Annotated in this window: 16 protein-coding genes and 2 pseudogenes; 9 read left to right on the plus strand and 9 right to left on the minus strand. The window is 34.3% G+C overall.

Going from position 1 to position 16,928, the window contains the following annotated elements; genetic code table 11:
* Window positions 1–19 precede the first annotated feature (19 nt).
* From DPQ31_RS04915 to DPQ31_RS04930, 4 genes and pseudogenes are all read left to right on the plus strand, one after another.
* The gene (locus tag DPQ31_RS04915) at window positions 20–3,220 is read left to right on the plus strand and encodes a DEAD/DEAH box helicase (protein ID WP_208731625.1); all 3,201 of its coding nucleotides are present in this window, start codon (window positions 20–22) and stop codon (window positions 3,218–3,220) included.
* 50 nt (window positions 3,221–3,270) lie between these two features.
* On the plus strand, window positions 3,271–4,491 hold the full coding sequence (locus tag DPQ31_RS04920) for a hypothetical protein (RefSeq protein WP_208731626.1): 1,221 nt from the start codon (window positions 3,271–3,273) through the stop codon (window positions 4,489–4,491).
* A 175-nt stretch (window positions 4,492–4,666) separates the two neighbouring features.
* Window positions 4,667–4,885 (plus strand): annotated as a pseudogene (locus tag DPQ31_RS29805) (WYL domain-containing protein); the annotation flags it as partial.
* A gap of 211 nt (window positions 4,886–5,096) precedes the next feature.
* Window positions 5,097–5,933, plus strand: coding sequence for a hypothetical protein (locus DPQ31_RS04930; protein WP_261797507.1), 837 nt, complete (start codon window positions 5,097–5,099; stop codon window positions 5,931–5,933).
* A gap of 212 nt (window positions 5,934–6,145) precedes the next feature.
* On the opposite strand, the gene DPQ31_RS04935 is transcribed toward DPQ31_RS04930, so the two are convergent.
* Window positions 6,146–6,334 carry a hypothetical protein gene (locus DPQ31_RS04935; protein WP_208731627.1) on the minus strand — a complete coding sequence of 63 codons (189 nt, stop codon included), beginning with the start codon at window positions 6,332–6,334 and terminating at the stop codon, window positions 6,146–6,148.
* Window positions 6,335–6,768: 434 nt separating this feature from the next.
* Between DPQ31_RS04935 and DPQ31_RS04940 the strand changes: the two genes are divergently transcribed.
* Genes DPQ31_RS04940 through DPQ31_RS04950 form a run of 3 tightly spaced genes read left to right on the plus strand, consistent with a single transcriptional unit; the run spans window position 6,769 to window position 9,089 of the window.
* Entirely contained in the window at window positions 6,769–7,629 is an 861-nt protein-coding gene (locus tag DPQ31_RS04940; protein WP_000312043.1) for a DnaD domain-containing protein, read from the plus strand.
* The gene (dnaB, locus tag DPQ31_RS04945; RefSeq protein WP_208731628.1) at window positions 7,626–8,915 is read left to right on the plus strand and encodes a replicative DNA helicase; all 1,290 of its coding nucleotides are present in this window, start codon (window positions 7,626–7,628) and stop codon (window positions 8,913–8,915) included. The genes DPQ31_RS04940 and dnaB overlap by 4 nt, the downstream gene beginning before the upstream one ends.
* Window positions 8,916–8,936: 21 nt before the next feature.
* Complete coding sequence (locus DPQ31_RS04950) at window positions 8,937–9,089, plus strand: hypothetical protein (protein WP_000788475.1); 153 nt, start codon at window positions 8,937–8,939, stop codon at window positions 9,087–9,089.
* A gap of 187 nt (window positions 9,090–9,276) precedes the next feature.
* On the opposite strand, the gene DPQ31_RS04955 is transcribed toward DPQ31_RS04950, so the two are convergent.
* Both DPQ31_RS04955 and DPQ31_RS04960 read right to left on the minus strand, forming a co-directional pair.
* On the minus strand, window positions 9,277–10,656 hold the full coding sequence (locus DPQ31_RS04955) for an aldehyde dehydrogenase (protein WP_208731629.1): 1,380 nt from the start codon (window positions 10,654–10,656) through the stop codon (window positions 9,277–9,279).
* A gap of 472 nt (window positions 10,657–11,128) precedes the next feature.
* Window positions 11,129–12,016, minus strand: a complete 888-nt coding sequence (locus tag DPQ31_RS04960; RefSeq protein ID WP_097959710.1) for a DMT family transporter — start codon at window positions 12,014–12,016, stop codon at window positions 11,129–11,131.
* A 303-nt stretch (window positions 12,017–12,319) separates the two neighbouring features.
* Here DPQ31_RS04960 and DPQ31_RS04965 point away from each other — a divergent pair, with 303 nt between their 5' ends.
* Window positions 12,320–12,475: a hypothetical protein gene (locus DPQ31_RS04965; RefSeq protein WP_097959711.1), complete on the plus strand. Its 156-nt coding sequence runs from the start codon at window positions 12,320–12,322 to the stop codon at window positions 12,473–12,475.
* 171 nt (window positions 12,476–12,646) lie between these two features.
* Here the strand turns inward: DPQ31_RS04965 and DPQ31_RS04970 are convergent, their stop codons facing one another.
* The gene (locus DPQ31_RS04970; RefSeq protein WP_097959712.1) at window positions 12,647–13,222 is read right to left on the minus strand and encodes a TetR/AcrR family transcriptional regulator; all 576 of its coding nucleotides are present in this window, start codon (window positions 13,220–13,222) and stop codon (window positions 12,647–12,649) included.
* 142 nt (window positions 13,223–13,364) lie between these two features.
* Between DPQ31_RS04970 and DPQ31_RS04975 the strand changes: the two genes are divergently transcribed.
* Window positions 13,365–14,840: an MDR family MFS transporter gene (locus tag DPQ31_RS04975; protein WP_208731630.1), complete on the plus strand. Its 1,476-nt coding sequence runs from the start codon at window positions 13,365–13,367 to the stop codon at window positions 14,838–14,840.
* 120 nt (window positions 14,841–14,960) lie between these two features.
* On the opposite strand, the gene DPQ31_RS04980 is transcribed toward DPQ31_RS04975, so the two are convergent.
* From DPQ31_RS04980 to DPQ31_RS05000, 5 genes and pseudogenes are all read right to left on the minus strand, one after another.
* A complete protein-coding gene (locus DPQ31_RS04980; protein WP_000042281.1) occupies window positions 14,961–15,161 on the minus strand; it encodes a hypothetical protein in 201 nt (66 codons plus the stop codon).
* Window positions 15,162–15,312: 151 nt separating this feature from the next.
* Window positions 15,313–15,456, minus strand: a pseudogene (locus DPQ31_RS04985) (sortase domain-bontaining protein); the annotation flags it as partial.
* Complete coding sequence (locus DPQ31_RS04990; protein WP_001004197.1) at window positions 15,455–15,982, minus strand: permease; 528 nt, start codon at window positions 15,980–15,982, stop codon at window positions 15,455–15,457. The pseudogene DPQ31_RS04985 and the gene DPQ31_RS04990, both read right to left, overlap by 2 nt.
* A complete protein-coding gene (locus tag DPQ31_RS04995) occupies window positions 15,979–16,461 on the minus strand; it encodes a hypothetical protein (protein ID WP_070172803.1) in 483 nt (160 codons plus the stop codon). Before DPQ31_RS04995 ends, DPQ31_RS04990 begins: the two co-directional genes overlap by 4 nt.
* The gene (locus DPQ31_RS05000; RefSeq protein WP_208731631.1) at window positions 16,454–16,795 is read right to left on the minus strand and encodes a PadR family transcriptional regulator; all 342 of its coding nucleotides are present in this window, start codon (window positions 16,793–16,795) and stop codon (window positions 16,454–16,456) included. The genes DPQ31_RS04995 and DPQ31_RS05000 overlap by 8 nt, the downstream gene beginning before the upstream one ends.
* Between the last annotated feature and the right edge of the window lie 133 nt (window positions 16,796–16,928).

Here is a 16,928-nt window from a genome sequence, read left to right on the forward strand (position 1 = left end):
AATAGAGGAGGTATTGTTCATGATGAAAGTAGGTGAAATTGTCTCAAGTTCACAGTTTCCTGAAAGTGTAGAAATAAAAAGGTGCGAAGCTTTTGGAGAATACTTCATTATTGAGGCGATTGGTCAAGAAACAAACAAGTATTATGAAATTATGTTAGAACAAGAAAAAATTCATGACTTTAAACATCTGAAACAAGAAAAGGACATTATAAATTTAACAGCGTTAGATGTTCAAAGATACATACAATATGTATTGTTAAAAAATGAAGTGAAATTTTCTAAAACAAGAGCGTTAGGAAATAAAAATTTATTACCATTACCGCACCAAATTGAAGCCGTATATGGGAAAATGCTTCAAGTGCCACACGTTCGTTTTTTATTAGCTGATGATCCAGGTGCTGGAAAAACGATCATGTCTGGAATGCTCATTAAGGAATTAAAAGCAAGGTTGAGTGTTGAGCGAATTTTAGTTTTAGTTCCTCCACTTGTATTGAAGCAATGGCAAGAAGAGCTGGAACAGAAATTTGATGAGCATTTTCATATTATTAATCGAGCGGTACTGAAGGAGTACGGTGGTAAGAATCCGTTTATGTCTAATAGATTGTGTTTAATTTCTATGTACTGGGCTATGAGGGATGATGTAAAGGTGTTAATTCAAGAAGCACAGTTTGATTTGGTAATTGTTGATGAAGCGCATAAGATGGCGGCGTATACACATGGGACGGTTAAAAAGAAAACATTTCGAACAAAGTTATATCAGTTAGGGGAATCACTTCTAAGAAAAACAAATCACTGTTTATTACTAACTGCAACACCGCATAAAGGTGATTCTGAAAACTTTAGACATTTAATGAAGCTAATTGATGAAGATATTTTCTCCAGTAGTAAGACAACTGAAAGTTTAAAAGAAAAAACGAATCCATTTATTATTCGTCGTTTAAAAGAAAATTTAAAGAATTTTGATGGCACGCCATTATTTCCAAAAAGAACTGCGAAAACAATTCAATTTAATTTAACAGATGAAGAATTAGCGTTGTATGATGCGGTAACTGAATACGTTCGTGAGTATTTTAATCGAGCAATGAATAATGGTAGCAATAGTACAGCATTTGCGATGATGTTATTGCAACGTCGATTAAGTTCTTCCATTGATGCGATTTACTTGTCTTTAAAAAGAAGATATAGTCGATTAATTAAGTTGTATAAACAAACAGAAGCTGAGCGCAGTAAGTACATAAAGAAAATGAAAAATCTTGAAACAGAAAACTACTTAGAAGAAGGTAGTGATATTCAAGAAAAACTAGAAAAACAACTAGAAAAATCAATTGATGTAATTGATACGAAAGAATTGAAAAAAGAATTAATCGTATTAAAAAAGCTAATTCAGCAGGCTGAAAATATTAAACTGTATGTTGCGGAGAAAAAATATCAAGAGTTAGAAGAAACGTTATTTGGAGCGAGTGGGCTTTTAAATCATGATGAAAAGATTTTAATTTTTACAGAATCTGTAGATACTTTGAGTTATTTAGAAGAAAAGCTTTTGAAACGGGTACCGAAAATAGCCAAAATTATTGGAAGCTTATCTATGGAGCAACGTCGGAAACAAGTTGAAATGTTCCGTAATGAATGCCAAATTATGATAGCTACAGATGCTGGCGGGGAGTCTATTAACCTTCAATTTTGTAATCAGATGATAAATTATGATATTCCATGGAATCCGAATAAACTAGAGCAACGTATGGGACGTATTCATCGTATTGGACAAAAAAATGAAGTGTTGGTTTTTAATTTAGTAGCCCAAAATACGCGTGAAGGTAGTGTGATGACTAAGTTACTAGATAAAATGGAGTTGATGAAATCAGATTTAGGATCTGATCTCGTATATGATTTTATGGGGGATATTCTGGAAGATCATTATGATAGTTTAGCAGATTTAATGCAACAAGCTGTGATAAAACGTGAAAATCTGGATGAAGTCATTGCAGGTATGGAAAAAACCTTATCTGAAGAGCATCAGAAGTTGTTAGCCTTAATGAAAGAAGAGCGAATGACGGAGGATAACGTCGATCTTACAAATTTAAAGCGTGAGAAAAATGATTTAACTGTACAATTGATACCAAAGCGTACATTTACAGATCTAACAACATATGTCTTAGAAAAAAAACGTGTGCGTATTTTCAAATCTCAAGATGGGAAAGTTATGCGTATTGAGCGTTTGCCAAAGTTTATACGAGATTACATTCCAGAGTTACAAGATTATCAAGGAGATAGCTATCGCTTTACAAATTCAATAGAATTTGAAGAAGCTGAATTACCAATGATAACTGAAAATCATCCGTTATTTAATGCAACTTTGGAATTGATGAAAAAAGAAGTGGAAGGCCGGACATGGCATTGTTATAATGTGACGGCTCATGTTCCCGAAAATCTATATGTGGAAATTTATCATGTAAGTATTGTGGATGGTACAGGGGAAGAATTAGAAAATCATTATATTCATCTTGCAAGGCGAGAAAACGGAGAATTTATTACGTTAGATCAAGGTTGGATTTTCGCTAATGATTTTATTAATAATGGATTTTATACAGAAACAGATGCCACTAGTCAATGTATGAGTGAAGTAATGAAGCAATCTATCATAGTCAGAGATAACATTTTAACAAAGAGAGAAAAACAGTTAAATAAACTAGTAACATTTCTGGAGAAGACATTTAATCAAAAATATCGCGAAACATTAGAAAGACTAGAGACATATCAACAGGAAAACCTTGATAATCGAAATAGTGCTCTAATAAATCAAATGAATGCGCAACTCATTGATTTAGATATCAAAAAAGAAGAACGATTAAATGTAATTTATCGTCAAAAAAATATTTCTATGAAGCCGCCAAAGAAAATCATATCAATGAAATTAATGCCAAATGGTGTATGTGATAGAGTAATAGCAAAAGATTATTATGAAGCTGTAATGAGCTATGAAAGAGCAAATGGTCGTTTAAATATAAAAATGTATAATAATCTAGGTTTGGTAGATTATTATAGTGAAAGGTTTAATGGAGAAGAGCGTTATATTATTCTCACAGAAAATGAGCAGTATACTCCTGGTGATTTTTATGTTGAGGATTTAAATGAGATATTAGAAAAAGTATATGTTTATGTGGTGAAAGATGGAGCGGTTGTGGAAGAGAGAGCGATGAAGGATGTAATAGTTATAGGCTAGTTCAAAATAGAGATGAATTAATATTTTTAAACTATGGAGGGGATGAAAGATTGAGTTGGTTAGTCGGAATGGTGCTAGTGATGTTGATTTTTTCCTCGTCTTATGCTCTGTATTATTATCATAAAGAAAAATTTAAAGGTATAGATCGAACGAATATACCAATTGCTGCAGCTAAAGACACAGTAATTGAAGAAAAGGACGTGCAAATATATAAAGAAAATCCGATACCCTGGCAGTTTATTAAGATGGATAATGAGTATCAAGGTAAAGAGATTCCATTAAATGAGGAGTTAAAAGATTCAATTATTTCTATGATGAATATGAGTAAAACTGAGGCTTTCAGGAATATAGGGAGAGGGAAAGAAATATATGAGCTTGTATTTACTGACGAAATAAAAATGGAATTTAAGAAAGGTACTATTCATTTAATGGATTCAGTAAGGAATGCGGGATTTAAGAGAGGTATGGCAGTTGATGGAGCAGGAAAGATAGTTACGCAAGCAGAGTTGAAAAAAATGAAATTTAAGCCTGGACAATTAAAGAATTTAGCTATTGGTGTTGCTACTGTTATTGTATCTCAAGAACATTTACAGGAGATTAAAAAGGAACTTAATGTATTGAATAAAAAGGTTGATGAAGTCATAGGTATGATGAAAAATGAATATGTAGGTAGAGCAAAAGGGACATATCGTTATATAAAGGATAATCTTTATCCTTTATATAACAGCTATAGTTGGACAGAATCTAATAAAATAGAGTTAGAAAGAAGATATCATCAAACAATAGACGATATAGAAATTTTGTTGGAAAATTTAAAGTCAATGAAAGATGGGATAGATCGTATTAAAAAGAGAGTTTGGATAAGTTATAAGGAGGAGTATGAAAAAATTGAGAGTTTATCTCACGATTTTAAAAATCAAGAAGAGGTTATAGAGGTAAGCTTACAAAATGCAATATTACTTTTTAAATATAGACAGTTACATGGTTTGGATATTGCTATAGAAAAAAATACTAAGGAATCTCTAGAAGAATTATATGGAATTTTCGTTGAGACTCATAATGATTTCCAAAAAGAAATAAAAAAATTCATAGCGGATTTTAAAATTAAATTTTTCACTTCAAAAAATGAAAATGAAATAAGAAATAGATTAACGAGGGAATTAAGTGGAGATTATAAAGAGAAAAGAGAGAATTTAAATTCAATTAGTAATATACCTGCTTCTATTAAAATAGAAATTTTAAATGGAGAAATCGTTGGATTAAAGAAATAAAATGATTTAATAGATTATTCTTCGGAATAAGATCTAGAGAGAAATATTAGATTTATATATTTATGGATATAAAGGTTAGTTTGCTTATTAATAGTAAATTTCTTTTGTGAAAGTGCTATTAGGAAAATTCATAGACAGGTGTAGGATAATCAAAAAGATTTCCTGAAAGTTGGTATTAAAGATAGAATTACTTATACATCCACCATTTTCTGTATCCGTACCAGAATCAATTTGGGTGGTAGTATTCGCTTTCATACAATAATGAGTGGGGAAAGAATCGATAAAGAAATGGATTTTTGATATGGGAGCGACTGTGGAGGTAATAAAGCCTGATAGCCTAAGAGATGACATGATTAAAGAAGGAAGAAAATTGTTAGAGTTATACGAAAAGTAAAACGAAATATATTTAAGGAAGTTTATGCATATGATAATAATAGATTTTATGGAACTCCAATCACCCAGTAAGATTTTTAGGTGATTGGAGTTTTTGTATAAAAAAAAATCATATATAAGAAATTTTGTAATTATGTGACGTTATAATTGCCGGAAAGATTGTTAATATGAAGATGTAACAATGATTATATTAAGAAAAGGAGAGTGGGATTATGCAGGATATAAAATTGTTTTTGTTTTATTTATTTTTAATTGTATTAGGAGGGGCGATATCTTACTTTCTTATCAATAAAGTGATCTTCCCGTTTTTAGAGAAAATTGGGGAAAAAGGCGCAAAAAGATTAATGAGGAAGTCAAAACAAACAATTAAAAATGTTTTGATTGTGTTTGAAGGGTTAGTTATTATTGCGACAATATTCCTAAGCTATTTTGCTTTCCAGGTTATTATTGGGGCGGATATAGAAAAAATGCAATGGTCAGTTTTAAGTGTAGTATGTGCTTATCCAATATTTGTTGTAATAGTTAGTCGGATTAAATTGGACGTAGAAAAAGAAATAGGTACTTTTAATAGTATTATCAAAAAAATAGTAGCAAAAATTAATAAAGATAATTATTTGATAAATAGATTAGACATCCTATTTGGGAAAACTACACTTAGTTTAATGATTCATATCACAATAATATGTGTTTTGTTTGTTGGGGCAGTCAATTTTAAACATATGCCATATCAAATTTACTATATAGTGATCATTATATTACCCATTTCCTTAATAACTTTTATATACTTTACTGATCGTGATTTAGTCTCACAAAATATGAGAAGAATCCTTAGTTACTTTTTATTAATGATGATAGCGCTTGGAAAAGGCTATAATGATTTTAAAATTTTGATGGGAATAGATACTCCTAATCAATTTAACGATTATTTCGTATTTCTTTTTTTGACCGTATTTATTGCAATGGATAGGTTGATAAAGAGTATTGTGGATGATTATATTGCTTATCATGGCCCAAAGAAGAAAGAAGCTTTGAATGATAAAGGTGAATAAAGTTGAACAGCTATTATTATGAAGTACTTTGCAAAGTAGACAAAGATCATTGAATAAATCGAAGGTATTAAACAAAAGTCATATAGTTTTTAAGAAGCCACTAAGTGAACAAAATTCGATATTTATTAGTGGCTATTTGTTATGAATTTTTAGAGTGTTATTCCGTTACTGTAAATGACTTGCAAGTGGGCAGCTAATTGATATGCTAAATTTTATATACCTATAACTTCTGCACCTTCTTTAACAAATAAACTTTTTCCTTCCTGTACTATGTTACTTTCGTGTACTCGAAGTTCATAATCGTCATGATCTTTACTTTGAGCGGTCCAAACTTTGAATCTTTTTCCTTCTTCTTTTAATTTCTTGTTTGGTTCATTTGTATACACTATCTTAGTTTGCACTTAATTCTCCTCCCAAATTATGTACATTATTTAAATGTTTATGTTATGAGGATTCAATGAAACCTCCAAGTTAAGTCCTCATACTATTAAACATACCTCATAATACGTTGTGTAACAAATATATAAGTTATATGAAGTTGAGATGTTGAGAAAAATTAAAAGTAAGATAAAGTGAAAGGTATTAGAATAGTTATCTTTGTCTATGCTGAGAGTCTTCCTAATCAAAGTAACCGATAACTAGCCCCTCCTAAGCCACTTACAAGCCCCTACCAAGTAATAAATCACTAAGAAAAAACACAACAAAACAAAAACACCAACAAACACCGTAGTAGGAGTCGAAAAAAATTTTGAAATAACACGCCAAAAACCCTGCCATCCTCCCATATATATTATGAAGAGGTTTTCACTTTTGAACGGAGACGGGAGGAATTAGGATGGCGGTGTATCGTAATGTGCAGGTGAATTTTTGGCAGGATGATTTTGTTTTGGATTTGACGCCGGAGGAGCGGTATTTTTATATTTATTTGTTAACTTGTTCGAAGACGACGCAGTGTGGGATTTTTCCTTTTCCGAAGCGGTTAGCTGAGATGGAGACGGGTTATAACCGGGAGACTGTTGATAAGCTCTTGCAGCGCTTCATTGATTATGGAAAGATCCTTTATGATGCGGAGACGCGGGAGTTATTCATTTTAAATTGGCTTCGTTATAATCCTGTGACGAATACAAATGTGGAGAAGTGTGTGCTCCGTGAGCTGAAGGGTGTGAAGAATAAGGAGTTTGTACATATGTTTTTGCAGAAGTGCGTAGAGGAGGAGCTGAATGTTCCGATGCTTTTAGCACATTTCGGTATGCCTAGTGATATGACTATGGATGATGTTGATCCAGTTTGCGAGGAGGCAGAGAAAGAAGAGGATATAGAGGAAGAAACGGGAAGTAAGGTGTTCACGTTTTATGAACAACATTTTGGTAGTTTGTCTCCGTATACGGTAGAGGAATTGAATGCGTGGATGAATGATTTGTCAGAGGAGCTTGTGCTGAAGGCTCTTCAAATTTCGTATGAGAATAAAAATCGGAAGATGGCTTATGTGAAGGGGATTTTGCGGGGGTGGCACGGGAAAGGATTTACGAAAGTGTCTGAGGTTGAGGCGGATACGGCAAGGTTTCGAAAGAAGGAGTCGTCTGTTAGTAGCGGAGAGACGGAGAATTTTTTGGCGAAGTGTGAGGAGTGGGAGAAGAATACGCCGTCAGAGGAAGAGTTGCAGCGCTTTTTAGCGGAACGCGGGTGGCGGCCATGAGTATTCAAAATGTAGAGGCGGAAAAGACGGTGCTAGGTTCTCTATTACTTGATGGAGAGCTTATTAAGGAGTGCCGTTTGACGGAGCACTATTTTTCTATGCCCGTGCACAAGTCTATATTTCAGTTAATGCGAAAAATGGAAGAGGAGGGGCAACCGATTGATCTTGTGACGTTCATTTCTAGAGTAGATCCGAATTTTTTGAAGGGGATCGGGGGAATGGAGTATTTTATAGGATTAATGGATGGTGTGCCTGCGACTAGTAACTTCTCTTATTATGAGGGGCTTGTTCGAGGTGCCTGGAAAATGTATCAGGCGGGTGTTCTCGGGCACAAGATGGGAGAGCGTCTTATTGCGGAGAAGAATGAGAAAGTTATTGGTGAGACGATTACGGCACTTTGTGAGTTAGAGGAAAAGGACTGCGTATGTGAGTTTGATTTGAAGGATGCGTTAGTTGGTTTGTATGAAGAGCTTCATCAAGATACGAAAGAGAATACTGGTATTGAGACTGGTTATATATCGCTAAATAAAATGACGTGCGGATTGCAGGAAGGTGATTTCATTGTCCTTGGTGCGCGCCCTTCTATGGGAAAGACTGCGTTTGCGTTAAATGTTGGACTGCATGCGGCGAAGTCTGGAGCGGCGGTTGGATTGTTTTCGTTAGAGATGAGTAGTAAGCAATTGTTAAAAAGAATGGCTTCTTGCGTAGGTGAAGTGTCAGGTGGTAGGCTGAAAAATCCGAAGCACCGTTTTGCGATGGAAGACTGGGAAAAGGTGAGTAAGGCGTTTGCGGAGATTGGTGAGTTACCACTTGAGATTTATGATCATGCAGGTGTTACGGTGCAAGATATTTGGATGCAAACTCGTAAGTTAAAGCGGAAGCATGGTGATAAGAAGCTTTTAGTAATTGTAGATTATTTGCAGCTTATTACGGGAGATCCAAAGCATAAGGGCAATCGATTTCAGGAGATCAGTGAAATTTCACGTAAGCTCAAGTTGTTAGCGCGTGATTTAAATGTTTGTGTAATGGCGTTGTCGCAATTATCTCGTTCTGTAGAGTCGCGTCAAGATAAGCGCCCGCTTTTATCCGATTTAAGAGAGACGGGACAAATTGAGCAAGATGCGGATGTTATTATGCTTATGTATCGCGAAGATTATTACGATAAGGAAACGATGCAGAAAGAGATGACGGAGATTCATGTGGCGAAGCATCGGAATGGACCTGTGGGGAGTTTTAAGCTGAGATTTTTGAAGGAGTTTGGGCGGTTTGTGGAGAGGGTGAATTAGTGGGAGGGAGAAGCTTGTGTTTTGAAGAACGGAGTAGAAGCGGCTTCAATTATGAAAGGAAAAGAGAAAGGGAAGATTGTTCGTTTAATAATTGGAGGAAATACAGATCTTAAGACGGAAAATTTGTATATTATTTTCATTTTCTTTAGCGGTTCTGGTGCAAAGATAAAATAAAGCACTTCATTCATATTTGTATAAGCTAGAACATTGTTAACTCGTATCCCTATCCCTATCCTGTTTAAAGCAGGGAGAACCATCGCTAAAAATAGATTAGGTTATTACAAGGTAAAGGGAGTCCATTCTACTGAATTCCCTTTATTATTCCTTCTTTAATATCAACATGAATGTTTAACAAATCGTATTACTTAAAAATCTTTCGCAAAATATTAATTTTGTTCCTATACGGTGGAAATAAAAACCCTAAATCTATCCTTGAGCTTTTCTTTAAAATGCTTTTACGATGTGTAAAAGCATCAAAACTGTGTTTCCCATGATAGGAGCCAAATCCTGCAGTTCCTACTCCGCCAAAAGGTAAGTGGAGATTAGCCATATGTGACATTGTATCGTTGACGCATCCTCCTCCAAAAGAAATTCGTCCTAATACCTGCTTTTCAACATTTTTGTTCTCAGTAAACACATACAAAGCTAACGGTTTGGGATGGGTGTTAATCGTATGAATGACTTCATCTAAATCATTGTAATCCATAATTGGTAAAATTGGCCCGAAAATTTCTTCTTTCATAGCTGCATCATCCCATGATTTTACTTCAAGAAGTGTTGGTTCAATATATAAATGGCTTCTAGATGAATTTCCACCAAATACTATATAATTTTTGTCTTGCTCTAATATAGAAAGAAGTCTATCGAATTGTCTCTCATTAACAATTCGACCATAATCATTGCTTTTTAATACATCTAATCCATAAAAGTTTGTAATGACTTCTTTCATTTTCGAAATCAGTTTTACTTTGATAGATTTGTGTGCAATAACATAATCAGGTGCAATACAGGATTGGCCAGCATTTATGAATTTTCCCCAGATAATGCGCTTGGCTGCTATATCGAGGTTAGCGGTTTCATCTACAATAGCGGGGCCTTTTCCACCAAGTTCTAATGTTACTGGCACAAGATTTTTCGCCGCAGCTTCCATGACAATTTTTCCAACTTGAACGCTACCAGTAAAAAAGATGTGGTCAAAAGGTGCATGAATCAATAAAGAAGTTATTTCCCTGCCTCCTTCAATTACACGAATGTATTGCTTATCAAACGTTTCACTTATTATTTTGTTCATTACAGCTGAAACATTTGGTGCATTTTCTGAAGGCTTGAGAACTACACAATTTCCTGCTGCAATTGCCCCAATGAGAGGTTCAATTAATGATTGAAATGGATAATTAAAAGGCCCAATAATTAGCACGGTACCATATGGCTCTTTTATTATGTAGCTTTTGGATGGTGCAAAATGAATAGGGTTTTTTACTTTTTGAGGTTTCATCCACTGTTTTAGATATTTCATTATAAAATTGATACTGTTAAATGCGAAACCAACTTCTGCAGCGTATGCTTCAAACTCGCTTTTGTGTAAATCTTGATATAATGCGCTCAGCACTTGACTTTCATATTTTTGAATAGAATTTTTTAGCTTTTCTAACTGTTTAAGCCGAAATTGAAGACTTCTTGTATGATCATGATGGAAAAATTGTCTATGTTCTTGAATAAGTTGTTGTATATCATCAAGCATTAGGAAATCCCTCCAATAGTAAGAAAATATTCACATACCATGTCCATCAATTGTATAAAGCATTTCAGCCACATATCCTATTTACTATGCATCCGTTTGTTGATAAAAGTTACTGTTAAACTAAGGGTGATAATCTTTGAAAATTTCTCCTGTAGATCTGACGTTTTTTTGTTTACGTAAGTGGGATGTATTGGACTATAAATTATTATTAATTATCAGCTTTTGATGAATTAGAATTGTTTTCTAAAAAAATAGGGGGGCATTATTTTTAATCAAACTTTATTCTAAACTAATATCAACAACAGGAAATAAAATTCCTGTCGCTGAATAAAAGGCATAGCACAGTATGCTTCAGTCACCTGAATATTCTTCTGAGGGACAGATATTCACTTAGAAGTACACTTAGATTAAGAGAATAATACAAACAAATCTTCTTAATGTGGATGTGTAGTTATTTATTTTGGTAAAATATCTATCCCATATTTTTCTTGTAATTTACCTTTAGCAAACTCTTAAAATCCATCTCAGCAATCAACACACTTACTAATATAAGCGTCGCTCCTAAGTATCCTTTTCCGGTAAGTGTTTCACCTGTGAAAACGAAAGCAAAGCCTGCTGAAAAAACAGGTTCTAATGAAAAGATAAGGCCTGTATGTGTAGGCGTCGTGTATTGCTGGGCGATCACTTGCACGATGAATGCGACTGCTGTGCAGAATATGCTTAAGGCTAAGATGATTAGCCATGAGTTGGTTGTGCTAGGCAGTTTTGGCGTTTCTATAATGAATGAAAATATAAGACTAAATAGACCGACGAAACCGAGTTGTATGACTCCAAGTGCAATGGAGTTCACATGTTTTGTTACGCTGCCAGTAATGATGACGTGAATGGCATAAAATAAGGCAGACAGTATACAAAATATATCGCCGTTACCAATTTTGAATTCGCTCGTTAATGTTAATAAGCCGATTCCTATTATCGTTAAAATAATTCCTACTATAACTTTCTTTTCAGGAATGTGTTTTAAAAATATAGCTGATAATATTGGAATAAAAATGACTGTGAGACATAGTAAAAAACCGGCATTAGAAACGCTTGTATACTTTGTACCGAAAGTTGCGAAAATGTAAACGATAAATAAAACAGAAGCGAGTATAAATGCATATTTTACCGTTTTAAAATCGATCTTAAATAAATGTTTGTAAAATATTAAACCTGATAAAAGAAAGGCAATAATAAATCGTAATGCGATTAAATTGTATTCTTCTATGCCTTCGAGTCCAACTTTTGTAAGTAAGATGGATGCACCCCAAAAGAATGTAACTAGTAGTAGCCCTAAATCTGCTTTTAATTGTAGTTTCATTTCTATTCCCTCGTTATGTATAAATTTTATAATTCCATACCCCTATCCCCATTTTATATTTTAATATTAATTCTGAATATTTAAAACGTAAATTTATCGACGGTTTTTTCTTTTCCGCATAATTGGGAAGTAATAGCATGTATAAAAAAAGCCCAGTTTAGAAGGGCTTTTTTTCTATGTAAAATTTCATTTGTTTTGTTTACATAATATCTTTACAATTATTTGATAAGATAAAGTCAATTGCGTATTGTGAGGGTGGGTGGTTATCCCTTCTTTCTATTTGGAAGGAAAGGAGGTGATAATATGGAGGTTTTGTTTGACCTTGTAAAAGAGTTTGTCAAAGCGACTGTGCGCGAAGTTTCAGCGTATTTTTTGCGGAAGCAACTTCTAGATAAGGACAACAAAAAACCCACTTCGCGCCGTAGGAAGCAGAAGGGTGGGTTTCGTAAAAAGAAATAGCTTATAATAACTACCACCCATACGGTAGCAGTTAGGGAAGAGATGTTATCGCATCTCTTCTTTTATTATATGCCATTTTATTTGATGTCATACTTATATAGCATTCTACCGAAAATATATCATATTCCTATTTTGTGGTCAATTTGATTGCATAATTGAAAAGGTGTAGTCTTATGCCTCTTCAAACTGAAAAATATCCCGATTAATAAGTTGATGGAGATATTGGTCCATTTCAGCAGCAGAAACGCTTCTTTCATTTTTAAACCACCATGCGCTTAATGAGGTGATCGCCCCTGAATAAAATTCAATGATTAAATCATTTGGCATCGTATAATTTTTACAAAGTTGATTTAAAGCTTCTATTTCTTGTTTTCTCGTTTCGTGACTTAAATATTGTGCACGGCTAATAAATTGTTTATCAGACATTTGCGTTTCTAATATTTTACCGATTTCTTCATGATGTAGGAATTGTTCCATTACTTGAAATGGTTTACTTAATCGATCTGAAACCGGTATTTCAGCAATCATCTTGCCGTATCGTTTAAATCCAAATGTTAATAAAGCATCTTTATCTTCAAAGTGTTTATAAAAGGTTGTTCGGTGTACCATCGCACGATCACAAATTTGGTTAATCGTGATGGTACTATATTTTTGTTTTGATTGCGTCATTAATTCGAATAAGGAATCCCATAGTAATTTATGTGTACGTCTAATACGTAAATCAAGTTGTTTTTCATTATCATTCATCTACAATTCTCCTTTTTTGTAGATTAAGTATACAATGGCTGAAAATTGATTCTCCCTTTTTAATCTACATATGTATATTATATTACATGTGTTCGTGTTTATATAAAGCTTTTTAAGTAAGAAACAGGAGGAGAATTTGTAAATGAATATGACAACTAAGAGCCCTGCAAGTGGCAAAGTTGATACTTCTAATATAAAACATACCCCCATTTTAATTGCATTACTTCTAGGGGCAATGGTTGCATTATTAAACGAAACGTTACTTGGTAATGCATTAACGGTATTAATGAAAGAATTTGACGTAACAGCTTCAACGATTCAATGGCTTTCTACAGCTTACATGTTGGTGGTTGGGGTTTTAGTCCCAATTACAGCATTACTTCAGCAATGGCTCACAACGAGACAGATGTTTTTGATCGCTATGGTAACATTTTTAGTCGGTACATTAATTGCGGGATTCGCACCGACATTTTCCGTTTTATTAGTCGGCCGTATCGTCCAAGCTGTAGCGACGGGGTTAATTTCACCGTTATTAATGAATACGATTTTAATCATTTGTCCGCCTGAAAAACGTGGTGCCACAATGGGATTAATCGCACTTGTGATGATGTCTGCTCCGGCAATTGGTCCTACATTATCTGGAGTAATCGTTGACTCACTGAATTGGCGCTGGTTATTCTATATTGTTATTCCTATCGTGATCATTTCAATTATGATTGGGATGAAGTACATTCAAAATGTTTCAGAGTTAACAAGGCCAAAAGTAGATTATCCATCTATCCTTTTATCGACATTAGGATTTGGTGGGCTTGTGTATAGCTTTAGTGCATCGGGTGATTTAGGATGGTCCGATGCGAAAGTGTATGGCACTTTAATTGTTGGGCTTATCTCATTATGTATTTTTGTCGTTCGACAATTGAAAATTGAGAATCCAATTTTAGAATTACGAGCATTTAAAGTCCCGATGTTTACATTATCAGTTGGATTAATCGTCATTGTGATGATGTCGTTATTTTCAACGATGACTTTATTACCGATGTTCCTGCAAACAGTTTTACTCGTTACAGCCTTTAAATCAGGAATCATCATGCTTCCAGGAAGTATTATTAGCGCCATAATGGGACCAATCGCGGGTAAACTATTTGATAAATTTATTCCGAAAGTTATTATCGTTCCTGGCATTGTGTTAGTAGGGATTGCAATGTTCTTATTTAAAGACATTACGCCTGACACATCAATGTTACAAATTATTGTCATGCATAGCGTATTAATGGTTGGACTCATGTTTGTCATGACAGCACAAACATACGGCTTAAATCAATTAACACCAGATCTATATCCGCACGGAACAGCGTTGTTTAATACGTTACAGCAAGTAGCTGGCGCAATTGGTACAGCTATATTTATATCGAAAATGTCTTCAGGAACAACTAAGTATATGGAAAGCTCTGCAAACCCAATGGACCCAGTGGAGAAGTTAAACGGTTTAACGTCAGGGTTCCAAGGTGCATTTGCACTTGGATTAATCTTTATTGTTGTTGCTTTTATCGTATCGCTATTCTTAAAAGAAGAGAAAAAGGGAGTAGAAGTAAAGGGGGTTTTACAGAACGAAAATTAAGTTTTATATAAAAAGACATCTTTACGATTAAAGATGTCTTTTTATATTTCTTTCGTAATAATAGTTCAAACAGCCGAGGGAAATGTGGTGTATGTATTATCTGTTTTTTAGTAAGAAGAACTATTGAGAATAACGATGTAAAGCTTTACTAATAACTAAAAGTCCAATAATGAGGGAAAGTGTTCTTATAATAAGTTCTGCAACTAATAAGTCACCCATCGTTTTAGTGACATCATACATAGTCCCTGTAATGAGAATAGGTGCGATCATAATGGTAATTCCAATTACTATTTGAAGAAGTAAATTCACGTTTTTACTCAAGATAATCACCTCTAAAAATATTATAAAACAAAATATTTAATTTTCTGTATTATATATTTATTATACTGTGTCGAATTAAGATTATGGTAATGTTTCTAAAGTAAAAAAGAGGTGTCACATAGTTATAAGGTGACACCTCTTTGTAGCTAGTAGAAATTAAAGATGCTTCAATAATATAGCGATCTGGGGCATCACCGATGTAGTTAAAGGGGTAACAAGTTGTTAATGTTAGTTTCTCTTTTTTTACAATGACAGTTCGATCTTCTGCATCTGTTATCCAATGGGTGTTAACCTTACATTTCCTCCGTAACATCATACCGCAACAACTGCCCCTGATCATAAAACTTCTCAAAAATAAGGCCCATTACATAGAAGAATACTAAACCGAAGCAAATGTGAATAAGTGTGAAAGTAGCTCCAAATGAAGAAAATTCATATACGATAATTGGTAATTTTGCAGTTGTCCAAACGCCTAAGAAAAATACGATGTATTTAATGCTAGCCCCTTTTTTCAAAAGTAATGCGGCGATTGGAAAGGCGACGTAGAGGGGGCCAGCTGCAATTCCGCCTAATAATAGAGAGAATAGGATACCATATATGCCCGATTTTTCGCCCATATATTTCATTAACGTTTCTTTCTTCACCCATTGATCAAGTAATCCTACAAATAGTAGGACAGGAGGAAGGAGAAACAGCATATCTAAAATGCTATTCCCTGTTAGTTGTAATGCCGCCTTGCCTAAAGATTGATTTATAAAAGTTAATATAAAGAGCCCCAGTAGTAAAACGAAAAAGAAGCGATATCTTTTTAGTTCGTTCATACCATCACCACCCAAATGATATAGGAGAATAGGAGAGACATGAGCAGAGCAGATGCATTACGTGCGTAAGCGAAGCTTCGCCCAAATATCTTTTGTTCCATCGGCATAGTTGTAAGCCCTACTGACATGAGTGTAGACATAAGTGCCGCAACTTGAGGAAGACCTGCACCATGTTGAACTAATGTATTTCCAAGAGGGAATACGACAAAGCTTGGGATGAGTGCCACAGAACCGAGGATTGCAGAATAAATAATACCTAACAATCCAGACTGCTCTCCAATGATGGAAGAGATGAAGGACGGCGTTAATACGGAAAGTGATAAGCCAACGAAAAGCATGATGGAAAGCATGGCAGGTAGAAGATTTCGAAACATTTTCCATGACTTCATTAGAGCTTCTTTCGTTTTATTACGATCTTTCATAAAAGAAATTCCCGTAAGGACAATGGCTAAAGTGTAAAGGATCATACCGTTAATCATGATCGGATTCCTTTAAGTCTTTATATTTGTCTAGGAAAAAGGATAAGTTCTGCATTTTTTCTTCAATATCCATTTGAAAATCTGCTAATTGTTCCTTTCCAGCAGGCGTAATTTTGTACATCTTTCTCGGTTTATCTTGATGAGCTGTACTTACATAAGATTCAATTGCACCTTCGTTTTCTAATTTCTTTAGTGTGCGGTATAGGATGGCACTATCGATTGGATTGACCGGAAGTTCTTCTGCACACTTTTGCAATAATTGCCCGCCATAGTGATCCCCCTCGGCTAGAAATAATAAAAGGAATGCCCCTGTATGTCTTCCTGTATGTTTCATGAATAGACCTCCTAAAATAGATTATGTTACTGTTAATGACAGTATACTGTTGTTAACAGTATATGGTGAATGAAATGCTATGTCAATTTTAAAATGTGCAATTTTTGAGAGGGAACATAACAATAAATATGAA

This window comes from Bacillus sp. COPE52, from assembly GCF_003355115.1.
Lineage (GTDB): Bacteria > Bacillota > Bacilli > Bacillales > Bacillaceae_G > Bacillus_A > Bacillus_A toyonensis.